Source organism: Pseudomonas sp. GL_103 (genome assembly GCF_057835175.1).
In genome coordinates this window covers 2,040,106-2,058,827 of sequence record NZ_CM174420.1, presented here as the reverse complement: position 1 = coordinate 2,058,827, position 18,722 = coordinate 2,040,106, and the positions used below count along the sequence as shown (strand labels likewise).

Below are 18,722 nucleotides of genomic sequence, written 5' to 3'. Positions count from 1 at the left end.
GGGAGCGAGCTTGCTCGCGATTGCGACAGTTCAGTCAGCATTGATGTGACTGACAGACCGCCATCGCGAGCAAGCTCGCTCCCACAGGGTCAGTGGACTGCCCGTCTAATTCAGCTCTGCCTCAACCCGATCCCTTCCTGCCTGTTTCGCCGCGTAAACCCCCGAATCCGCGCGCAACAGCAAGGCATCGGCGCCCTCCCCGACCCGCCAACTGGCAATCCCGAAACTGGCGGTGACCGTACCGACACCTTCAATGGGTGAACTGCGCAGGCCTTGCCACAATTGCTGGGCCAACATATAGGCATGCTCGCCGCTGATATCCGGGCACAGCACCATGAACTCCTCACCGCCCAAGCGGCAGAACACATCGGTGCGACGCAGCCGGTGGCCGATCCGTTGGCACACGGCCTGCAACACCCGATCACCGATGGCATGGCCATGCAGGTCATTGATGCGCTTGAAATGGTCGATATCGAGCATGATTACCGACAAATCCCCGCCACCGCGCTCCACCCGGGCCATTTCGATGGTCAGGCGTTCCTGGAAATAACGGCGGTTGTGGATACCGGTCAGCGAATCAGTGACCGACAACGCGCGCAGTTCCTCCTCCACCCGCTTCATATCGGAAATGTCCGAGATGTAGCCGTGCCAGAGCACACCGCCACCGGGCAGTTCCTCCGGCGTGGCCTCGCCACGCACCCAGCGCAGACCGCGTTGCGGCAATTGCACGCGGTATTCCTCGCGCCAGGGGCTGAGGGTGTCGGCCGAGGCACGGATCGAGGCGCGGACACGGGTGGTGTCCTGGGGATGAATCCGGGTGAAGATCGCTTCGGCATTGTGCAGCAGCACGTCAGGTTCCAGCTCGTAGATCTCGCGAATGCCGTCGCTGGCATAGATCACGCTGAAGCGTCCGTCGAACTCCATCTTGAACTGGTAGATGCCACCGGGTACGTGGGCGCTGAGTTTCTTCAACAACAGGTCCCGCGCCGCGAGTGCCTCATGGACCCGTTTGCGTTCGGTGATGTCTATGCACACCGCCAGGTGCCCGACCCACAGGCCTTGCTCGTCGAGCACCGGAGTGGCGAGCATGTTGACCATCAAATGGCTGCCATCGCCGCGTACCAGCGTCCACTCCCGCGCCTCGTGGTCGCCCTCCGCGTCGCCTTCAACCAGCATCGCCTGGCAGGTCGGCACCGGTTTGCCATAGCGCGCGCTCAACTCTGCCGAGCGAGCAATCAGCTCCCGGGGCAGGTGCAGGTTCTCCAGGGTCATATGGCCGACCACTTCGGCACTGGTATAGCCAAGCATCTGCTCGGCACCGGCGTTGAAGGTGCTGATGACGCCGCGCAGGTCGGTGGCGATGATCGCGACCTGGGTGGCGGCATTCAGCACGCCACGCAACTGACCATGGGTGCCACGAAGTTCCAGTTCTCGATCGCGCAGTTCCTGGGTGCGTTGCTCGACCAGTTTCAACGCCCGCTGCCGCTGACTGACCAACACATACAGCAAGGCACTGAGCATCACGCTGAGCAATCCACCCAACACCACCACACTGGTCACGGAGGAATGGTTGGCCTTCACGAATGCGTCGCTGGGCTGGATATCGACTTGATAATCATGGTCGGCCATGCGCAACAGGCGCGTGGCGGACAGCTCGCTGATGGCCGGCGGGTTGGGTGACTCGAACAGCACCTCGTGCTGATCATCGATCGACAAATCGAGAATGCGCACCGAGAGATAGTCATGGCTGGCGTCCGGCAGTCCGTCCGCCAGCAACTGGCGCATGCTGATCACAGCCATGACATAACCGTAGGGCTTCGCGGCTTTGTGGTCCTGACTGTTGCGCTGTATGACCGGCGCGACCAGCAGCACGCCGCGCGCATAAGCCGGCTCGATACTCACCAGATGCATCGGTTGCGACACCGACATGCCGCCATGTTGATCGGCCCGATCGAGCGTGGCACGCCGCAGCGGCTGGGCCAGCAAGTCGTAACCGAGGGGAGCGCCGAGCTTGCTTTGCGTCTGGCTATACAGCACTGGCACGTACTCATCTCGCTCGCCGGCCAGTTGCAATTGGCCGGCGGCGTTGAGTTCTCTCAGGGTGAAGCTGCTCAAGCCTTCGTCACGCACCCGACGCTCGAACGCCGCCCGCTCGTCACGAGTGACCCGTTGGGCAAAGGAATAAGCCTGGGTTCGCAGCAACAAAGGTTGGGTGTAGCCGTCGAATTCCGCTCGGGAAACCGAATCGGAATTGGCGAAAAACCGGCGCAGGCCGTCGAGACGCTGCTCCTGATCTTCGAAACGCTCTTCGATACGGCTGTAACGTTCACTGGCCAGCAGTTGGAAACGTTGCCGCAATTGATGGTGAAACAGATTCTGCGTCGACCACGCCAGCAACCCGGTGAGCACCCCGCCGACCAGCAATATCAGCAGCGCGACCAACCAGGCCGAGGCATCTTCGCTGATAATTCCCAGGATCTTGGGGCGCACGGCGTGCAACGACATAGAACGCAACTCAAAACGCCAGGTGCGGGAAAGCCCTTTGGCCTTGAGTTGAGTTATAGCTATTAGCCACTAATTTGACCAGCACTGATGGGATCCAAGAGCCTTTAAAAATCAAGGCTCTGTGGATCCAGCCACATCAAAGTCAACGAGCCGTGATTTTCCAGGCGCGATGGATCTTGGCGTTGCGGGAAAAATCCGGATCGATGGTCTGGGCGGTGATCTCCTCGACCGCATAACGCTCGCCGAGATTGGCTTCCAGTTCGAACTTGCGGAAGTTGTTGGAGAAGTACAACACGCCGCCGGGTGCCAACCGCGCCATGGCCAGATCGATCAACTGCACCTGGTCACGCTGCACGTCGAAGACACCTTCCATGCGCTTGGAGTTGGAGAATGTCGGCGGGTCGATGAAGATCAGGTCGTACTCGTCACGACTGGCTTCGAGCCACGCCATCACATCACCCTGCTCCAGGCGGTTCTTGTCGGAAAAACCGTTCAGCGACAGGTTGCGACGCGCCCAGTCCAGATAGGTTTTCGACAGGTCGACGCTGGTGGTGCTGCGCGCGCCGCCCTTGGCCGCATGCACACTGGCCGTCGCGGTGTAGCAATACAGATTGAGGAAGCGCTTGCCGGCCGCCTCTTTCTGAATACGCATGCGCATCGGACGATGGTCGAGGAACAGACCGGTGTCGAGGTAGTCGGTGAGATTCACCAGCAGCTTGATCCCGCCTTCATTGACCTCGACGAACTTGCCCTGTGCCGCCTGGCGCTCGTACTGCTTGGTGCCGCTCTGACGCTCGCGGCGCTTGACCACCACGCGGCTCTTGTCGATGTTCAACGCCTGCGGAATCGCCGCCAGGGCATCGAACATGCGCGCCGAGGCCTTTTCCGGGTCGATGGATTTCGGCGCGGCGTATTCCTGGACGTGGACCCAATCGTGATACAGGTCGATGGCCATGGAATATTCCGGCATGTCGGCATCGTACACGCGGTAGCAGTCGATGCCTTCACGCTTGACCCACTTGCCCAGGGCCTTGAGGTTCTTTTGCAGACGGTTGGCGAACATCTGTCCGCCTTCGCTCAGCCGCGGCTGCTCGACCACCGGAGCCGGTGCCGGCGTCGGTTTGATCGGGTTGCCGTTTTTGTTGAACTTGCGTTCCTGCGGTTCGTTCGGCGCCTGATCGTAGGCGGCTTGCTCGCGCTCGACCTGGCGCTGTTCCGGAGTACGACGCTCGCCGGTGACGAACTGATCCGGCAGCACCTTGATCAGCAGCAGCTTGCACGGCAAGGCGCCGTTCCAGAACGAATACTGCTTGTGGCTGCGGATACCCATGCGCTTGCCCAGGTCTGGCGCGCCGGTGAACACCGCTGCTTCCCAGTTCAGGCAGGCCTGACGCAGGCGCTCGCCGAGGTTCTGGTAGAGGTAGAGCAGGCTCGCCTCATCGCCCAGACGCTCGCCGTACGGAGGGTTGCAGATGACCAGGCCTTTCTGGTTCTGGTCCGGGCGCGGCTCGAAAGTCGCGACTTCGCCCTGGTAGATCTTGATCCACTCGCTCAGGCCGGCACGCTCGACGTTGTTGCGGCCCGGTTGAATCAGCCGTGGATCGGCTTCGTAGCCGCGGATCCACAACGGTGTCTTGGCCAGGCCGGCCGCTGCGCGTTCGGAGGCTTCCTCGTGCAATTTTTTCCACAGCGCCGGCACGTGACCGAGCCAGGCGGTGAAACCCCACTGCTCGCGACGCAGGTTCGGTGCGATGTCGGCGGCGATCATCGCCGCTTCGACCAGGAAGGTACCGACACCGCACATCGGGTCAGCCAGTGCGCCGCCTTCGGCCGCGATACGTGGCCAGCCGGAACGGATCAGGATGGCGGCCGCGAGGTTTTCCTTGAGCGGTGCCGCACCTTGCTGCAGGCGATAGCCGCGCTGGTGCAGGCTGTGGCCCGACAGGTCGAGGGAAAGAATGGCTTCGCCACGGTCCAGGCGCAGGTGAATGCGCAGGTCCGGATTGAGCTTGTCGATGGACGGGCGGTCGCCCTGCGGGGTGCGCAGTTTGTCGACGATGGCGTCCTTGACCTTCAGCGCGCCGAAGTGGGTGTTGTCGATACCCGAGCCATGGCCGCTGAATTCGACGGCCAGGGTGCCGTCATTGAGCATGTGGTCTTGCCACTCGATGTCCAGCACGCCGTGGTACAGGTCTTCGGCGTCTTTCATCGGGAAACGCTTGAGCACCAGCAGCACGCGGTTGGCCAGGCGCGACCACAGGCACAGGCGATAAGCGGTTTCCATGGTGGCCATGCCGCGCACGGCAGAGGTGTGCTCGCGCGCTTCCTCAAGGCCAAGCCCGACGGCTTCCTCGATGAGCAGGCCTTCAAGGCCTTTTGGGCAAGTGAGGAAGAGTTCGAAACGATCGGACATGGGAATTCCAGAACCTTTAGCTGAGTGACCGGGCAACGCATTGCCGGTCCGGTTTTCAATCAGGCGCTTTTCTCGAAGAACGCCCGCGTGGCACGAAGGTGTGCCGTTCCACCCCTGCTGCCCGGGTTAAATGAGCTTAGATGCAAGGACAGATAAAAAAGTTGATGCAACAAAATGTCATAAGTCGACCCTTCGTCGAATAGTGCTTCCCGGCAACGGGAGCCATTCTCAGTAAAGGATTAAGCCCATCATCAAGCGCAGGGCCGATCATACCGGGGTTTGGCCAATAAATACGCTACAAACGCTCTGTTACTTATGGCGTTAGCACATGAATGGTTACGTCCTTATGACAAAACGATCATTCCCTCGATGTGACGCATTGGTTAGAACTCAATACAGGTTGGCGCCGCAATGACGCCAACACCTTGGCTCGTCACGCCGGCAACGAGCCCCCAACGGCAGAGTTTTTCTGCCAGACCTCAATAGAGGTCGACGCGATAAATACAGTCAACAAGTGAGGGCAACACCCTATGAGAAGACTTAAGCGTGATCCGTTGGAAAGAGCATTTTTGCGCGGATATCAATATGGCGTTGGTGGTAAATCCCGTGAGCTTTGCCCATTTACTCTACCGTCGGTACGTCAAGCCTGGATCAACGGCTGGCGAGAAGGACGCGGCGACAACTGGGACGGTATGACCGGCACTGCGGGAATCCACAGACTCAACGAACTTCACGCCGTCGGCTAATTACAGGGCACAACACTCCGACACGACAATCTGATTTGTACTGAATTAACCACGCACGTCCCATCCGGACGGCGGGCTCCGGCCCAGGGGCTCCTTTTTGGAGCCCTTTTTTATGCCTGTCCCATATCCCCCATTACCTTGTAGGAGCTGCCGAAGGCTGCGATCTTTTGACCTTGATTTCTAAAATCAAAAGATCGCAGCCTTAGGCAGCTCCTACAGGGGCTCAGCGTAGCGCTGCGATAGCGTCTACCGACTCACGAATCAGCGCCGGGCCTTTGTAGATGAAGCCCGAATAGATCTGCACCAGGCTCGCGCCTGCGGCGATTTTCTCGGCCGCGTGCTTGCCTTCGGTAATGCCGCCCGCCGCAATGATCGGCAAACGTCCGCCCAGCTCCGACGCCAGCACTTGCACGGTGTGGGTGCTCTTGTCACGAACCGGCGCGCCGGACAGACCGCCGGCTTCTTCGCCATGCTCCATGCCTTCGACGCCTACGCGGCTCAGGGTGGTGTTGGTGGCGATGACGGCATCCATCCCGGTTTCGATCAGCGCTTGCGCAACTTGTGCGGTTTCTTCGTCGCTCATGTCCGGCGCGATCTTGATCGCCAGCGGTACATGTTTGCCATGACGCAATGCCAGTTCCGCGCGGCGCTCGGCCAGATCGGCCAGCAGCTGCTTGAGCGAGTCACCGAATTGCAGGCTGCGCAGGCCCGGCGTGTTCGGCGAACTGACGTTGACCGTCACATAGCTGGCGTGGGCGTAGACCTTGTCCAGGCAGATCAGGTAGTCGTCCACGGCACGCTCGACCGGCGTATCGAAGTTCTTGCCGATGTTGATGCCCAGCACGCCTTTGTACTTGGCCGCCGCCACGCGGGCCAGCAGGTGATCGACGCCGAGGTTGTTGAAACCCATGCGGTTGATGATCGCCTCGGCTTCCGGCAAACGGAACAGACGTGGCTTCGGGTTGCCCGGCTGCGGACGCGGCGTGATGGTGCCGATTTCGACAAAACCGAAACCCAACTGGGCGAAACCATCGATGGCCGCGCCGTTCTTGTCCAGGCCGGCGGCCAGCCCCACCGGATTCGGGAAGTCCAGGCCCATGACATTCACCGGCAGCTTCGCCGGGGCCTTGCACAGCAAGCCGTTGAGCCCAAGACGCCCGCCCGCGCCGATCAGGTCCAGGGACAGATCGTGGGAGGTTTCCGGGGAAAGTTTGAACAACAGCTGACGGGCCAGGGTGTACATGGGCGGATTTGACTCGATTGGCGGCGAATTGAGGTGGCGATTATAGCCGGGCAACAGGGTGGCAAGCGAGGCGCGTGATCAAATCAACGGATAATGGCATATGCCTTGCACCACTCTGGGCACCAGCACCCATGCCAACGACCGAATGTGTGCAAAGACAATGGCGTCGTCCCCGGCCTGCTCATGCAAGAACTCGGGACGACGTTTTTTTTGCAAGGTGAACATGCGATGAACGAACCGTCAGCCGGCCCCCTGGCCTGGGTCAATGGCAGCGATGCCCCGGAAAAAACCGAAATCAATCTCGGCTTCATGGCCCTGAGCGACTGCGCCTCGGTGGTTGTCGCCGCCACCCAGGGCTTCGCCCAGCCCCACGGCTTGACCCTGAACCTCAAGCGTCAATCGTCCTGGGCCAACCTGCGGGACAAACTGGTCAGCGGCGAACTCGATGCCGCCCACAGCCTCTACGGTCTGATTTACGCCGTTCACCTGGGTATCGGTGGCGTGGCCGCGACCGACATGGCCGTGTTGATGGGCCTGAATCAGAACGGCCAGAGCATCAACCTGTCCCGCGGTTTGCAAGCGCTTGGAGTGACCAGTCCTGAAGCACTGGATCGACACGTGCACCAAACTCGCTCAAAACTCACCTTCGCCCAGACGTTTCCAACCGGCACCCACGCCATGTGGCTTTATTACTGGCTCGCCAGCCAGGGCATTCACCCACTGCTGGATGTCGACAGCGTGGTGGTACCGCCGCCGCAGATGGTCGCGCACCTGCGGGCCGGGCGTATCGACGGCTTCTGCGTCGGCGAACCCTGGTCCGCCAGCGCCGTGCAACAGGACCTCGGTTTCACCCTGGCCACGACCCAGACCATCTGGCCCGATCATCCGGAAAAGGTCCTCGGCTGCACCCGTGCGTTCGTCGAGCAATACCCCAATACCGCCCGGGTGTTGGTGATGGCGGTTCTGGAAGCCAGCCGTTTCATCGAAGAAAGCACCGAGAATCGCCGCAGTACCGCACAATTGCTCAGTGCCGCGCAGTACCTTGACGCGCCACTGGACTGCATCGAACCACGACTGCTGGGCGAATACGCCGACGGCCTTGGCCACCGCTGGCAAGACCCCCACGCGCTGAGCCTGCACGGGGATGGCGAGGTCAACCTGCCGTACCTGTCCGACGGCATGTGGTTCATGACCCAGTTCCGCCGCTGGGGCTTGTTGCGCGATGACCCGGACTATCTCGCAGTGGCCCGGCAGGTCCAGCAACTGGACCTCTACCGTGAAGCCGCCCGTGCCGTCGGCGTCGCTTCATCAGCCGAGCAAATGCGCAGCAGTCAATTGATCGACGGCAAAATCTGGGACGGCTCGGACCCGGCCGGTTATGCCCGCAGTTTCAAACTGCACGCCATGAGCGACAGCTCGCACCGATCCGCCAGCCGCTGACAGGAGACCACGAACATGCTGCGTATCCTGCTGATCAACGACACCGCCAGGAAAGTCGGACGCCTGAAGGCCGCCCTGACCGAGGCCGGATTCGAAGTGATCGATGAGTCCGGCCTGACCATCGACTTGCCCGAACGCGTCGAAACGGTGCGTCCGGATGTGATTCTGATCGATACCGAGTCACCGGGCCGTGATGTCATGGAACAAGTGGTGCTGGTGACGCGCGACCAGCCACGACCAATTGTGATGTTCACGGACGAACACGACCCCGATGTGATGCGACAGGCGATCAAGTCCGGGGTCAGCGCCTACATCGTCGAAGGCATTCACGCACAACGCCTGCAGCCGATTCTCGACGTGGCCATGGCACGCTTCGAAAGCGACCAGGCCTTGCGTGCCCAACTGCATGCCCGGGACCAGCAATTGGCCGAGCGCAAGCGCATCGAACTGGCCAAGGGACTGCTGATGAAAATGAAGGACTGCAACGAGGAAGAGGCCTACACACTGATGCGCCGCCAGGCAATGAGCCGCCAGCAGAAGCTGATTCAAGTGGCGGAGCAGATTATTGCCATGAGCGAACTGTTGGGTTGAACAACATAAAGATCGCAGCCTTCGGCAGCTCCTACGGGATGCACACATTCTCCTGTAGGAGCTGCCGAAGGCTGCGATCTTTTTGCTTTACACAAATTTCCGATATGGCACAGATCTGGCTAGGTAATCACCACAGGTAACCAACGGCGGTTGCCCCACCTACGACAAAGACGTCGCTCACCTCATTTGCCCTTGGCGGATCGGGTGGCGGCGTTTTTTCGTTTTGGCCCCACAGCACGGGGCCGGTGGTGCGGCCGTATCGGCGCCCCACCTGCAAGCTCATGACTCCTTTCGAGACTCTTCACAGCTGAGGTGCGCGATGAATTCAAGCTTCTGGAAATCCGGCCATACACCTACATTGTTCGCAGCCTTCCTCTATTTCGACCTGAGCTTCATGGTCTGGTACCTGCTCGGACCTTTGGCGGTGCAGATCGCCGCCGACTTGCACCTGACGACGCAGCAACGGGGGCTGGTGGTCGCCACGCCGATTCTGGCCGGGGCGGTGTTGCGCTTCGTGATGGGGATGCTGGCTGATCGCCTGTCGCCAAAAACCGCCGGCCTGATCGGTCAGGTCATCGTGATCTGCGCCCTGTTCGGCGCCTGGAAACTCGGTATCCACAGCTACGAGCAAGCCTTGCTGCTGGGCCTGTTCCTCGGCATGGCTGGCGCTTCCTTCGCCGTCGCCCTGCCTCTGGCCTCGCAGTGGTATCCACCGCAGCATCAAGGCAAGGCCATGGGCATCGCCGGCGCGGGTAACTCGGGCACAGTGCTCGCCGCATTGATCGCTCCGGTGCTGGCGGCGGCGTTTGGCTGGAGCAACGTGTTCGGCTTTGCCCTGATTCCGTTGATCCTGACCCTGATCGTCTTCGCCTGGCTGGCCCGCAATGCCCCCGAGCGGCCAAAAGCCAAATCCATGGCCGACTACTTCAAGGCCCTGGGTGATCGTGACAGCTGGTGGTTCATGTTTTTCTACAGCGTGACGTTCGGTGGATTCATCGGCCTGGCCAGCGCCCTGCCCGGTTATTTCAACGACCAGTACGGCCTGAATCCGGTGACTGCCGGCTACTACACCGCTGCCTGCGTGTTCGGCGGCAGCCTGATGCGCCCCTTGGGTGGCGCGCTGGCTGACCGCTTCGGCGGCATTCGGACCCTGTTGGCGATGTACACCGTCGCGGCGACCTGCATTGCCGTGGTTGGCTTCAACCTGCCGAGCTCCTACGCTGCACTGGCACTTTTCGTCTGCACGATGCTCGGTCTGGGTGCAGGCAATGGCGCGGTATTCCAGTTGGTGCCCCAGCGGTTTCGCCGGGAAATCGGCGTGATGACCGGCCTGATCGGCATGGCCGGCGGCATCGGTGGGTTTGCCCTCGCGGCCGGCATGGGCGCGATCAAGCAAAGCACCGGCAGCTATCAACTGGCGCTGTGGTTATTCGCCAGCCTCGGCGTTCTGGCCTGGTTCGGTCTGCACGGCGTGAAACGTCGCTGGAGAACCACCTGGGGTTCGGCCGCCGTGACGGCTGCGCGGGTCTGAGGCCTCAATGAGCCTGCAACTGAGTTTCGCCGAAGCCACTGCCGTCGGTCCTCGCGAGGAAAACCAGGATGCCCTGCGCTTGGTCACGCCGGCTCCGGCGCTGGCCGCGAGCAAGGGTTACCTGTTCGCGATTGCCGACGGTGTCAGCCAATGCGTCGATGGCGGTCTGGCTGCCCGTTCGACACTGCAGGCCCTGGCGCTGGATTACTACGCCACGCCGGAAACCTGGAGCGTCGCACAGGCGCTCGATCGTCTGTTGCTGGCACAAAACCGCTGGCTGCAGGCCAATGGCGGCGGACAGCCGCTGCTGACCACCCTCAGTGCGCTGGTCCTGCGTGGCCGGCGCTTTACCTTGGCCCATGTCGGCGATTGCCGGGTATATCGCTGGCACGCCGACCAATTGCAGCGAATCAGCGAGGATCACGTCTGGGACCAGCCGGGCATGCAGCATGTGCTGAAACGGGCGCTGGGGCTCGATCAACACCTGGCGCTGGACTTTCTCGACGGTGAGTTGCGTCCCGATGAAAGCTTCGTCCTGCTCAGCGACGGCGTCTGGGCCGTCCTGGGCGATACCGCCATAGCCGCGATCCTGCGCGATCAACCGGACTTGCACAGCGCTGCGCAAACCCTGGTCAATGCCGCACACCTGGCGGGCAGCCAGGACAACGCCAGCGCCCTGCTGGTGCGGGTCGATGCCCTCGGCGAAGCGAGCATTGGCGATGCGTTGATGCACTTGCAGCAATGGCCACTGCCGCCAGCCCTGAAACCGGGTCAGGCGTTCGAGGGCTGGCAGGTCGAAGGAATCGTCGCACAGAGCCAGCAATCGCTGCTTTATCGGGTTCGCGACAGCCAACAACAACCCTGGCTGCTGAAAACCCTGCCGGGCCGCCTGCACGACGATCACCAGGCCGGGCAAGCGTTACTGTCGGAAGAATGGTTTCTCAAACGCGTGGCCGGGCGACACTTTCCTGAAGTCCATGCCGCCAGCCAGCGTCAGCATTTGTACTACGTGATGCGTGAATATTCGGGCGCTACCCTGGCCCAACGACATGAACAAAGCGGCCCCTTGCCGCTGCCCCAGTGGCAGGACATCGCCGAACGCTTGCTGCGAGCGGTCGGTCTGTTGCATCGACGGCAGATTCTGCATCGCGATATCAAACCGGAAAACCTGTTGCTGGGGGACGATGGTGAGTTGCGCATGCTGGATTTCGGCCTCGCCTACTGCCCCGGTCTCTCGCAAGACCTGCCCTGGGCGCTGCCGGGTACACCCAGTTACATCGCGCCAGAAGCCTTTCGCGGCGAAGTACCGACGCCACGGCAGGACTTGTACGCCGTCGGTGTGACCTTGTATTTCCTGCTCACCGGGCACTATCCCTATGGCGAAATCGAAGCGTTCCAGCGCCCGAGGTTTGGCCTCCCGGTCAACGCCAGCCGTTACCGGCCCGACCTGCCGGACTGGATCGCCCATAGCCTGGAGCGCGCCGTGGCAGCGGCCCCCGACCAGCGTTTCGAAACGGCGGAAGAATGGCTGCTGCTGATCGAACAGGGGGAACGCCGCAGCTTGAGCGTGCGCCCCAAGCCCTTGCTCGAGCGCGAGCCGCTGAAGGTATGGCGGACATTGGCGCTGGTGTCCTTGCTGCTCAATCTGGTGCTGCTGGTAATTGCGCTCCATTAGCGGGCAATGCGCCTTGAATCGGTGCATTCCCTCACGGTTCTGCCCTTGTGAACGGTGAAAAAGCCAATAAACACGGGATTCGAGCGACTTGGCATAACCACTGCATTACCTCTTGCAACAGACATTCAGCGCAGGCTTCAACGACGAAGGTTGCACTTCCCGAGAGAACGGGACCAGGACAAAGGCGTCCTCGCTAGGCAACTAGCGGGACGCCTTTTTTTGTTTGCGCAAAATTTGTCGAGCATGGCCTGAACCCTGATGAGGCAGGCCTGAGCTCCCCGGAGAACCTGATGAAAAAACTAAAACTGGTGATGATCGGCAACGGCATGGCCGGGGTCCGGACCCTGGAAGAGCTGCTCAAACTGAGCACTGAGCTGTACGACATCACGGTCTTCGGCGCCGAACCGCACACCAACTACAACCGCATCCTGTTGTCGCCGGTGCTGGCGGGCGAACAAACCTTCGAAGAGATCGTGCTCAACGACCTGGACTGGTACCTGGAAAACAACATCAAGCTGCTGCTCAACCGCAAGGTGGTGGAGATCGACCGGGTCAAGCGCCGGGTCATTGCCGAAGACGGCAGCGAAGCCGAATACGATCGCCTGTTGATCGCCACCGGCTCGACGCCGTTCATCCTGCCCATTCCCGGCAACACCCTTGAAGGCGTGATCGGCTACCGTGACATCGCCGACACTCAGGCCATGATCGACACCGCGAAAACCCACCGTCACGCCGTGGTGATCGGCGGCGGCCTGCTCGGCCTGGAAGCCGCCAACGGCCTGATGCTGCGGGGCATGCACGTGACTGTGGTGCATATCGGCGAGTGGTTGCTGGAACGGCAACTGGACAAGACCAGCGGCCAGCTACTGCAAAGCGCGCTGGAATCTCGCGGCCTGCACTTTCGCCTGTGCGAGCAGACCCAGGCCTTGCACGACGCGGGCAACGGCCGGGTCGGCTCGGTGCAATTCAAGAACGGCGACATCATCCCCGCCGACCTGGTAGTGATGGCCGCCGGCATTCGCCCCAATACCGAACTGGCGGAGAAATCCGGCATTCCATGCAGCCGCGGGATTCTGGTCAACGACACACTGCAAACCTACGACCCACGGATCTATGCCATCGGCGAGTGTGCCAGCCACCGCGGCATTGCCTATGGCTTGGTGGCGCCGCTGTTCGAACAGGCCAAAGTCTGCGCCAACCACCTCGCCCAACTGGGGTTTGCCACCTACAAGGGTTCGGTGACCTCGACCAAATTGAAGGTTACCGGCATCGACCTGTTCTCCGCCGGCGACTTCATGGGCGGCGAAGGCACCGAGACCATCACCCTCTCGGACCCGATTGGCGGGGTCTACAAGAAACTGGTGATCAAGGATGACGTGCTGGTCGGCGCCTGCCTGTACGGCGATACGGCAGATGGCGGCTGGTATTTCCGGCAGATCCGTGAGAATCACGCCATCGGCGAGATCCGCGATCATCTGATGTTCGGCGAAAACGCTTTGGGCGACGTAGGACATCAAGGCCAGGACAAAGCCATGAGCATGGCCGACACCGCCGAAGTCTGCGGCTGCAACGGTGTGTGCAAGGGCACCATCGTCAAGGCCATTCAGGAACACGGGCTGTTCAGCGTCGACGACGTCAAGAAACACACCAAGGCTGCCAGCTCCTGCGGCTCCTGCGCCGGCCTCGTCGAACAGATCCTGATCAACACCGTGGGCGGCGCCGCGGACGTCAAACCGAAAAGCGAAAAGGCCATCTGCGGCTGCAGCGACCTCAACCACGGGCAAATCCGCCAGGCCATCCGCGAGCAGCATCTGCTGACCATCGCCGGCACCATGAGCTACCTGAACTGGCGCACACCCAACGGCTGCGCCACCTGCCGGCCGGCGCTCAACTACTACCTGATTTCCACCTGGCCAGGAGAAGCCAGGGATGATCCGCAATCGCGCCTGATCAACGAACGCGCCCACGCCAACATTCAGAAAGACGGCACCTACTCTGTAGTCCCGCGGATGTGGGGCGGCGTGACCAATCCTTCAGAGCTGCGGCGCATTGCCGACGTCGCCGACAAGTACAACGTGCCGATGGTCAAGGTCACCGGTGGCCAGCGCATCGACTTGCTGGGCATTCGCAAGCAAGACCTGCCAGGGGTGTGGAAAGACCTGGACATGCCGTCCGGCCACGCCTACGGCAAATCCATCCGCACGGTGAAAACCTGCGTCGGTAGCGAATTCTGCCGCTTTGGCACGCAGAACTCCACACAGTTGGGCATTGAACTGGAACATGACCTGTTCAACATGTGGTCGCCGCACAAGGTGAAGCTGGCTGTCTCCGGTTGCCCGCGCAACTGCTCGGAAGCCGGTATCAAGGATGTGGGAATTATCGGTGTGGACTCCGGCTGGGAGATGTACATCGGTGGCAACGGCGGGATCAAGACCGAAGTCGCGGAGTTCTTCGTCAAACTGAAAACCGCCGAAGAAGTGCGCGAATACAACGGTGCATTCCTGCAGCTCTATCGCGAAGAAGCCTTCTACCTCGAACGCACCGTGCACTACCTGCAACGGGTCGGCATGGAACATATCAAGAAAGCCGTGCTGGAAGATCCGGAGCGTCGCAAGGCGCTCAACGATCGCCTGCAATTCTCCCTGTCGTTCGAACAGGACCCGTGGAAGGAGCGCCTGGAACAGCCCCAGCTGAAAAAAGAATTCGACGTCATCCCCGTGAAAAACCTGGAGGTGCTGGCATGAACTGGCTGGATATCTGCGCACTGGAAGAGATCAATGCCCTGGGCTCACGGATCATCGCCGGACCAAAGGGAGACATCGCGATTTTTCGTACCAGCGACGACGAAGTGTTCGCCCTGGACGACCGCTGCCCGCACAAGGGCGGCCCGTTGTCCCAAGGTCTGGTCTACGGCAAGCGGGTGGCCTGCCCGTTGCACAACTGGCAAATCGACCTGCAAAGCGGCGAAGCCCTGGCCCCGGATATCGGCTGTGCCCATCACCATCTCGCCCGGGTGGAAAATGGCCGGGTGATGCTGGCCCTGCGGGATGCAGGCTGATGGACCGCCAGATCACTGCATCCACCTGCTGTTACTGCGGGGTCGGCTGCGGCGTGCTGATCGAGCACGACGGCGAGCGCATCCTCGGCGTCAGCGGCGACCCGGCGCACCCGGCCAATTTCGGCAAACTGTGCAGCAAGGGCTCGACCCTGCACCTGACCGGCGACTTGACGGCGCGGGCGCTGTACCCCGAACTGCGCCTCGGTAAAGGCCTGGCCCGCCACCGCACCGACTGGGACACCGCCCTCGATCACGCCACCAGCGTGTTTGCCGCGACCATTGCCGAACATGGCCCTGACAGCGTCGCGTTCTACATTTCCGGGCAACTGTTGACCGAGGACTACTACGCCTTCAACAAGCTGGCACGTGCCCTGGTAGGCACCAACAACATCGACAGCAATTCGCGCCTGTGCATGTCCTCGGCGGTGGTCGGCTACAAGCGCAGCCTGGGTGCCGACGCCCCGCCCTGCAGCTACGAAGACCTGGAGCTGAGCGATTGCGTGATGATCGTCGGCAGCAACATGGCCTACGCCCACCCGGTGCTGTTTCGCCGGCTGGAAGCCGCCAAATCCCGCCGGCCGCAGATGAAGGTCATCGTCATTGACCCACGTCGTACAGACACCTGCGATCTGGCTGACCTGCACCTGGCGATCTTGCCGGGCACCGACGTCGCCCTGTTCCATGGGATTTTGCATCTGCTGCTGTGGGAAGACTGGATCGATCGTGACTTCATCCGGGACCACACCGAAGGCCTGGCCGAGCTGAAAAACCTGGTGCGTGACTACACACCGCAAATGGTTTCGCAGCTCTGCGGAATCAGCCTCGGGCAATTGCAGCAATGTGCCGAATGGATCGGCACATCACCGAGCTTTCTGTCGCTGTGGTGCATGGGGCTTAACCAGTCCACCGCCGGCAGCGCGAAAAACAGTGCACTGATCAATCTGCACCTGGCCACCGGGCAGATCGGTCGTCCCGGCGCCGGACCTTTCTCCCTCACCGGTCAGCCAAATGCCATGGGCGGGCGGGAAACCGGCAGTTTGTCCAACCTGCTGCCCGGCCACCGCGATACCGCCAATCCGCAACACCGTGATCAAGTGGCGTCCTACTGGGGCGTCGAGCAACTGCCGGAAAATCCCGGGCTCACCGCAATCGAGCTGTTCGAGCAAGTGCGCAACGGCAAGATCAAGGCGTTGTGGATCGCCTGTACCAACCCCGCGCAATCCATGCCGGACCAGACAGCCGTGCGCGCAGCCTTGCAAGCCTGCCCGTTCGTGGTGTTGCAGGAAGCCTTCAGCACCACTGAAACCGCGAAGTTCGCCGACCTTCTGCTGCCCGCCGCCAGCTGGGGGGAAAAGGAAGGTTGCGTGACCAACTCCGAGCGGCGCATTTCCCACGTACGCCAGGCAATCGTCGCACCGGGTGAGGCGCGGCCGGACTGGGCAATCACCGTAGATTTCGCACAACGCCTGGAAAAACACCTGCGTCCCGGCCAAACCAGCCTGTTTGAATTTGATAATCCCGCTCAGGTCTTTGATGAATACAAACAACTGACTCAAGGTCGCGACCTGGATCTGTCCGGTATCAGCCATGCACTGATCGATCGTCTTGGCCCGCAGCAGTGGCCCTTCCCTGCAGGTGCCGTTGAAGGCACGGCACGGCTGTACGTCGACGGGGTATTTGCCACTGCCAATGGGCGCGCACAGTTCGTGGCCGATCCATACCGCGCCGCCAAAGAGCAACGCGATGCACGCTTCCCGCTGACCCTGATCACCGGCCGCCTGCGCGATCAATGGCACGGCATGAGCCGCACCGGCACCGCCGCGCAACTGTTCGGTCATGTCAGCGAAGCGGAGTTGAGCCTGCACCCGGACGAACTGCGCCGCCATCGCCTGCAGCCGGGGGATCTGGTCAGCCTGAAAAGCCGGCGCGGCGCAGTCGTCGTCGCGGTCGCCAGCGATGACAGCGTACGTCCTGGCCAGGCCTTTTTGCCGATGCATTGGGGCGACCGCTTTCTCAAGGGCGGGGTGAACAGCCTCACCCTGCCCGCATTCGATCCTTTGTCGAAACAGCCCGAACTTAAACACAGCGGCGTTCGCCTGGATCCGGTGGACTTGCCCTGGAAACTGTTCGCACTGATCGAGGGCGATGTTCAACGGCATTTTGAGACGCTACGACCGCTTTGTGAGGCGTTTTCCTACGTCAGCCTCAGCCTGGTTGGTCGTGAGCGCCCTGCCCTGCTTGTACGGGCTGCCAATACTTCAGCACCTTCGGCAGAACTGCTTAGCGAAATCGATAAAAACCTGGCGCTCGATGACGGCCCGGTGCTGGCTTACGACGATCCTCGGCGAGCCATTGGCAAGCGCGTGCGGATCGAAAATGGCCGGATCACTGCCATTCGACTGGCCGGTGAAACCCTTGCCCAACACTGGTTGCAGGGGCTGTGGCTGGAAGGTCGCGCGGACCAGCAACTGCGGCGCTGGTTGCTGGCGCCGCTGAGCGCACCACCGGGCAATCTCGACGCGCCCGTCAACGCGAACAAGATCCTGTGCAATTGCAAGAACGTCGGCCAGAACGCGATCTGCGCCGGTATCAGCCGTGGCCTGGACTTGCAGGGACTCAAGCAAGAACTGGGTTGCGGCACGCAATGCGGGTCCTGCGTTCCGGAAATCAAACGCCTGCTGGCTGCCACGGCGCAGCCAATCACCGTCTTCTCGTGAGGAAAACACTATGAGTGCAAAAGTCTGGCTGGTAGGTGCGGGCCCGGGTGATCCGGAGTTGCTCACGTTGAAAGCGGTACGCGCCTTGCGCGAGGCAGATGTTGTGCTGATCGATGACCTGGTCAATGTCGCGGTACTCGAGCATTGCCCTGGGGCGCGGATCATCCCGGTGGGCAAGCGCGGCGGCTGCCGCTCTACCCCGCAAGCGTTCATCCATCGCCTGATGCTTCGTTATGCCCGGCAGGGTAAATGTGTGGCGCGGCTCAAGGGCGGCGATCCGTGCATTTTCGGCCGCGGTGGTGAAGAGGCGCAGTGGTTGCGTGAGCGTGGGGTCGAAGCCGAGTTGGTCAACGGCATCACTGCCGGGCTGGCGGGAGCAACGCAATGCGACATTCCGCTGACTTTGCGCGGTGTCGCCCGCGGTGTCACGCTGGTCACCGCACACACCCAGGACGACAGCCAATTGAACTGGCAGGCACTGGCCCAAGGCGGAACGACGTTGGTGATTTACATGGGAGTGGCCAAGCTCGGTGAAATCCGCGAGCAGCTATTGGCCGGCGGCATGGCGACGGATACGCCCGTGGCCATGATTGAAAATGCCTCCTTGCCCCATCAACGGGAATGTCGGAGCACTCTCACAGACATGGATGAAGCTGCCTACAGATTCCAACTGAAAAGCCCTGCCATAATGGTGATCGGTGCAGTGGCAGCCTGTGCAACTCAATCGCTGTGGGAGCGTGAATTGCCTGTAATGGCGGCAGATCAGTCAGCTTAGTTTCATCTGTTTCACCAAATCGCAGACA

Annotated in this window: 12 protein-coding genes; 9 read left to right on the top strand and 3 right to left on the bottom strand. The window is 61.3% G+C overall.

All coding sequences use genetic code 11. The annotated features are described in order from the left end of the window. Positions 1–105: 105 nt before the first annotated feature. Both AC3IP0_RS09385 and rlmKL read right to left on the bottom strand, forming a co-directional pair. Complete coding sequence (locus AC3IP0_RS09385) at positions 106–2,505, bottom strand: sensor domain-containing diguanylate cyclase (RefSeq protein WP_489319023.1); 2,400 nt, start codon at positions 2,503–2,505, stop codon at positions 106–108. A gap of 142 nt (positions 2,506–2,647) precedes the next feature. Beyond that, positions 2,648–4,918 (bottom strand): bifunctional 23S rRNA (guanine(2069)-N(7))-methyltransferase RlmK/23S rRNA (guanine(2445)-N(2))-methyltransferase RlmL, encoded by a 2,271-nt coding sequence (rlmKL, locus tag AC3IP0_RS09380; protein WP_489319022.1) that lies wholly within the window; start codon positions 4,916–4,918, stop codon positions 2,648–2,650. Positions 4,919–5,448: 530 nt separating this feature from the next. Between rlmKL and rmf the strand changes: the two genes are divergently transcribed. After that, positions 5,449–5,664 (top strand): ribosome modulation factor, encoded by a 216-nt coding sequence (rmf, locus tag AC3IP0_RS09375; RefSeq protein ID WP_003223300.1) that lies wholly within the window; start codon positions 5,449–5,451, stop codon positions 5,662–5,664. Positions 5,665–5,887: 223 nt separating this feature from the next. Here rmf and AC3IP0_RS09370 read toward each other — a convergent pair whose 3' ends face one another. After that, positions 5,888–6,907 carry a quinone-dependent dihydroorotate dehydrogenase gene (locus tag AC3IP0_RS09370; RefSeq protein ID WP_008048626.1) on the bottom strand — a complete coding sequence of 340 codons (1,020 nt, stop codon included), beginning with the start codon at positions 6,905–6,907 and terminating at the stop codon, positions 5,888–5,890. Between the two features lie 228 nt (positions 6,908–7,135). Between AC3IP0_RS09370 and AC3IP0_RS09365 the strand changes: the two genes are divergently transcribed. The 8 genes from AC3IP0_RS09365 to cobA all read left to right on the top strand — a co-directional run bounded on the left by AC3IP0_RS09365 (position 7,136) and on the right by cobA (position 18,694). Further along, complete coding sequence (locus tag AC3IP0_RS09365; protein ID WP_489319021.1) at positions 7,136–8,347, top strand: CmpA/NrtA family ABC transporter substrate-binding protein; 1,212 nt, start codon at positions 7,136–7,138, stop codon at positions 8,345–8,347. Between the two features lie 15 nt (positions 8,348–8,362). Further along, the gene (locus AC3IP0_RS09360; RefSeq protein ID WP_150671837.1) at positions 8,363–8,938 is read left to right on the top strand and encodes an ANTAR domain-containing response regulator; all 576 of its coding nucleotides are present in this window, start codon (positions 8,363–8,365) and stop codon (positions 8,936–8,938) included. A 319-nt stretch (positions 8,939–9,257) separates the two neighbouring features. Further along, the gene (locus AC3IP0_RS09355; RefSeq protein WP_489327211.1) at positions 9,258–10,469 is read left to right on the top strand and encodes a nitrate/nitrite transporter; all 1,212 of its coding nucleotides are present in this window, start codon (positions 9,258–9,260) and stop codon (positions 10,467–10,469) included. A 7-nt stretch (positions 10,470–10,476) separates the two neighbouring features. Continuing rightward, positions 10,477–12,144 carry a bifunctional protein-serine/threonine kinase/phosphatase gene (locus AC3IP0_RS09350; protein ID WP_489327210.1) on the top strand — a complete coding sequence of 556 codons (1,668 nt, stop codon included), beginning with the start codon at positions 10,477–10,479 and terminating at the stop codon, positions 12,142–12,144. Between the two features lie 290 nt (positions 12,145–12,434). Further along, the gene (gene nirB, locus AC3IP0_RS09345; protein ID WP_489319018.1) at positions 12,435–14,888 is read left to right on the top strand and encodes a nitrite reductase large subunit NirB; all 2,454 of its coding nucleotides are present in this window, start codon (positions 12,435–12,437) and stop codon (positions 14,886–14,888) included. Continuing rightward, positions 14,885–15,202: a nitrite reductase small subunit NirD gene (gene nirD / locus AC3IP0_RS09340; RefSeq protein ID WP_085723155.1), complete on the top strand. Its 318-nt coding sequence runs from the start codon at positions 14,885–14,887 to the stop codon at positions 15,200–15,202. The genes nirB and nirD overlap by 4 nt, the downstream gene beginning before the upstream one ends. Then, positions 15,202–17,919: a nitrate reductase gene (locus AC3IP0_RS09335; RefSeq protein ID WP_489327208.1), complete on the top strand. Its 2,718-nt coding sequence runs from the start codon at positions 15,202–15,204 to the stop codon at positions 17,917–17,919. The genes nirD and AC3IP0_RS09335 overlap by 1 nt, the downstream gene beginning before the upstream one ends. Before the next feature lie 10 nt (positions 17,920–17,929). Then, positions 17,930–18,694: a uroporphyrinogen-III C-methyltransferase gene (gene cobA, locus AC3IP0_RS09330; protein ID WP_102668979.1), complete on the top strand. Its 765-nt coding sequence runs from the start codon at positions 17,930–17,932 to the stop codon at positions 18,692–18,694. The last annotated feature ends 28 nt before the right edge of the window (positions 18,695–18,722 follow it).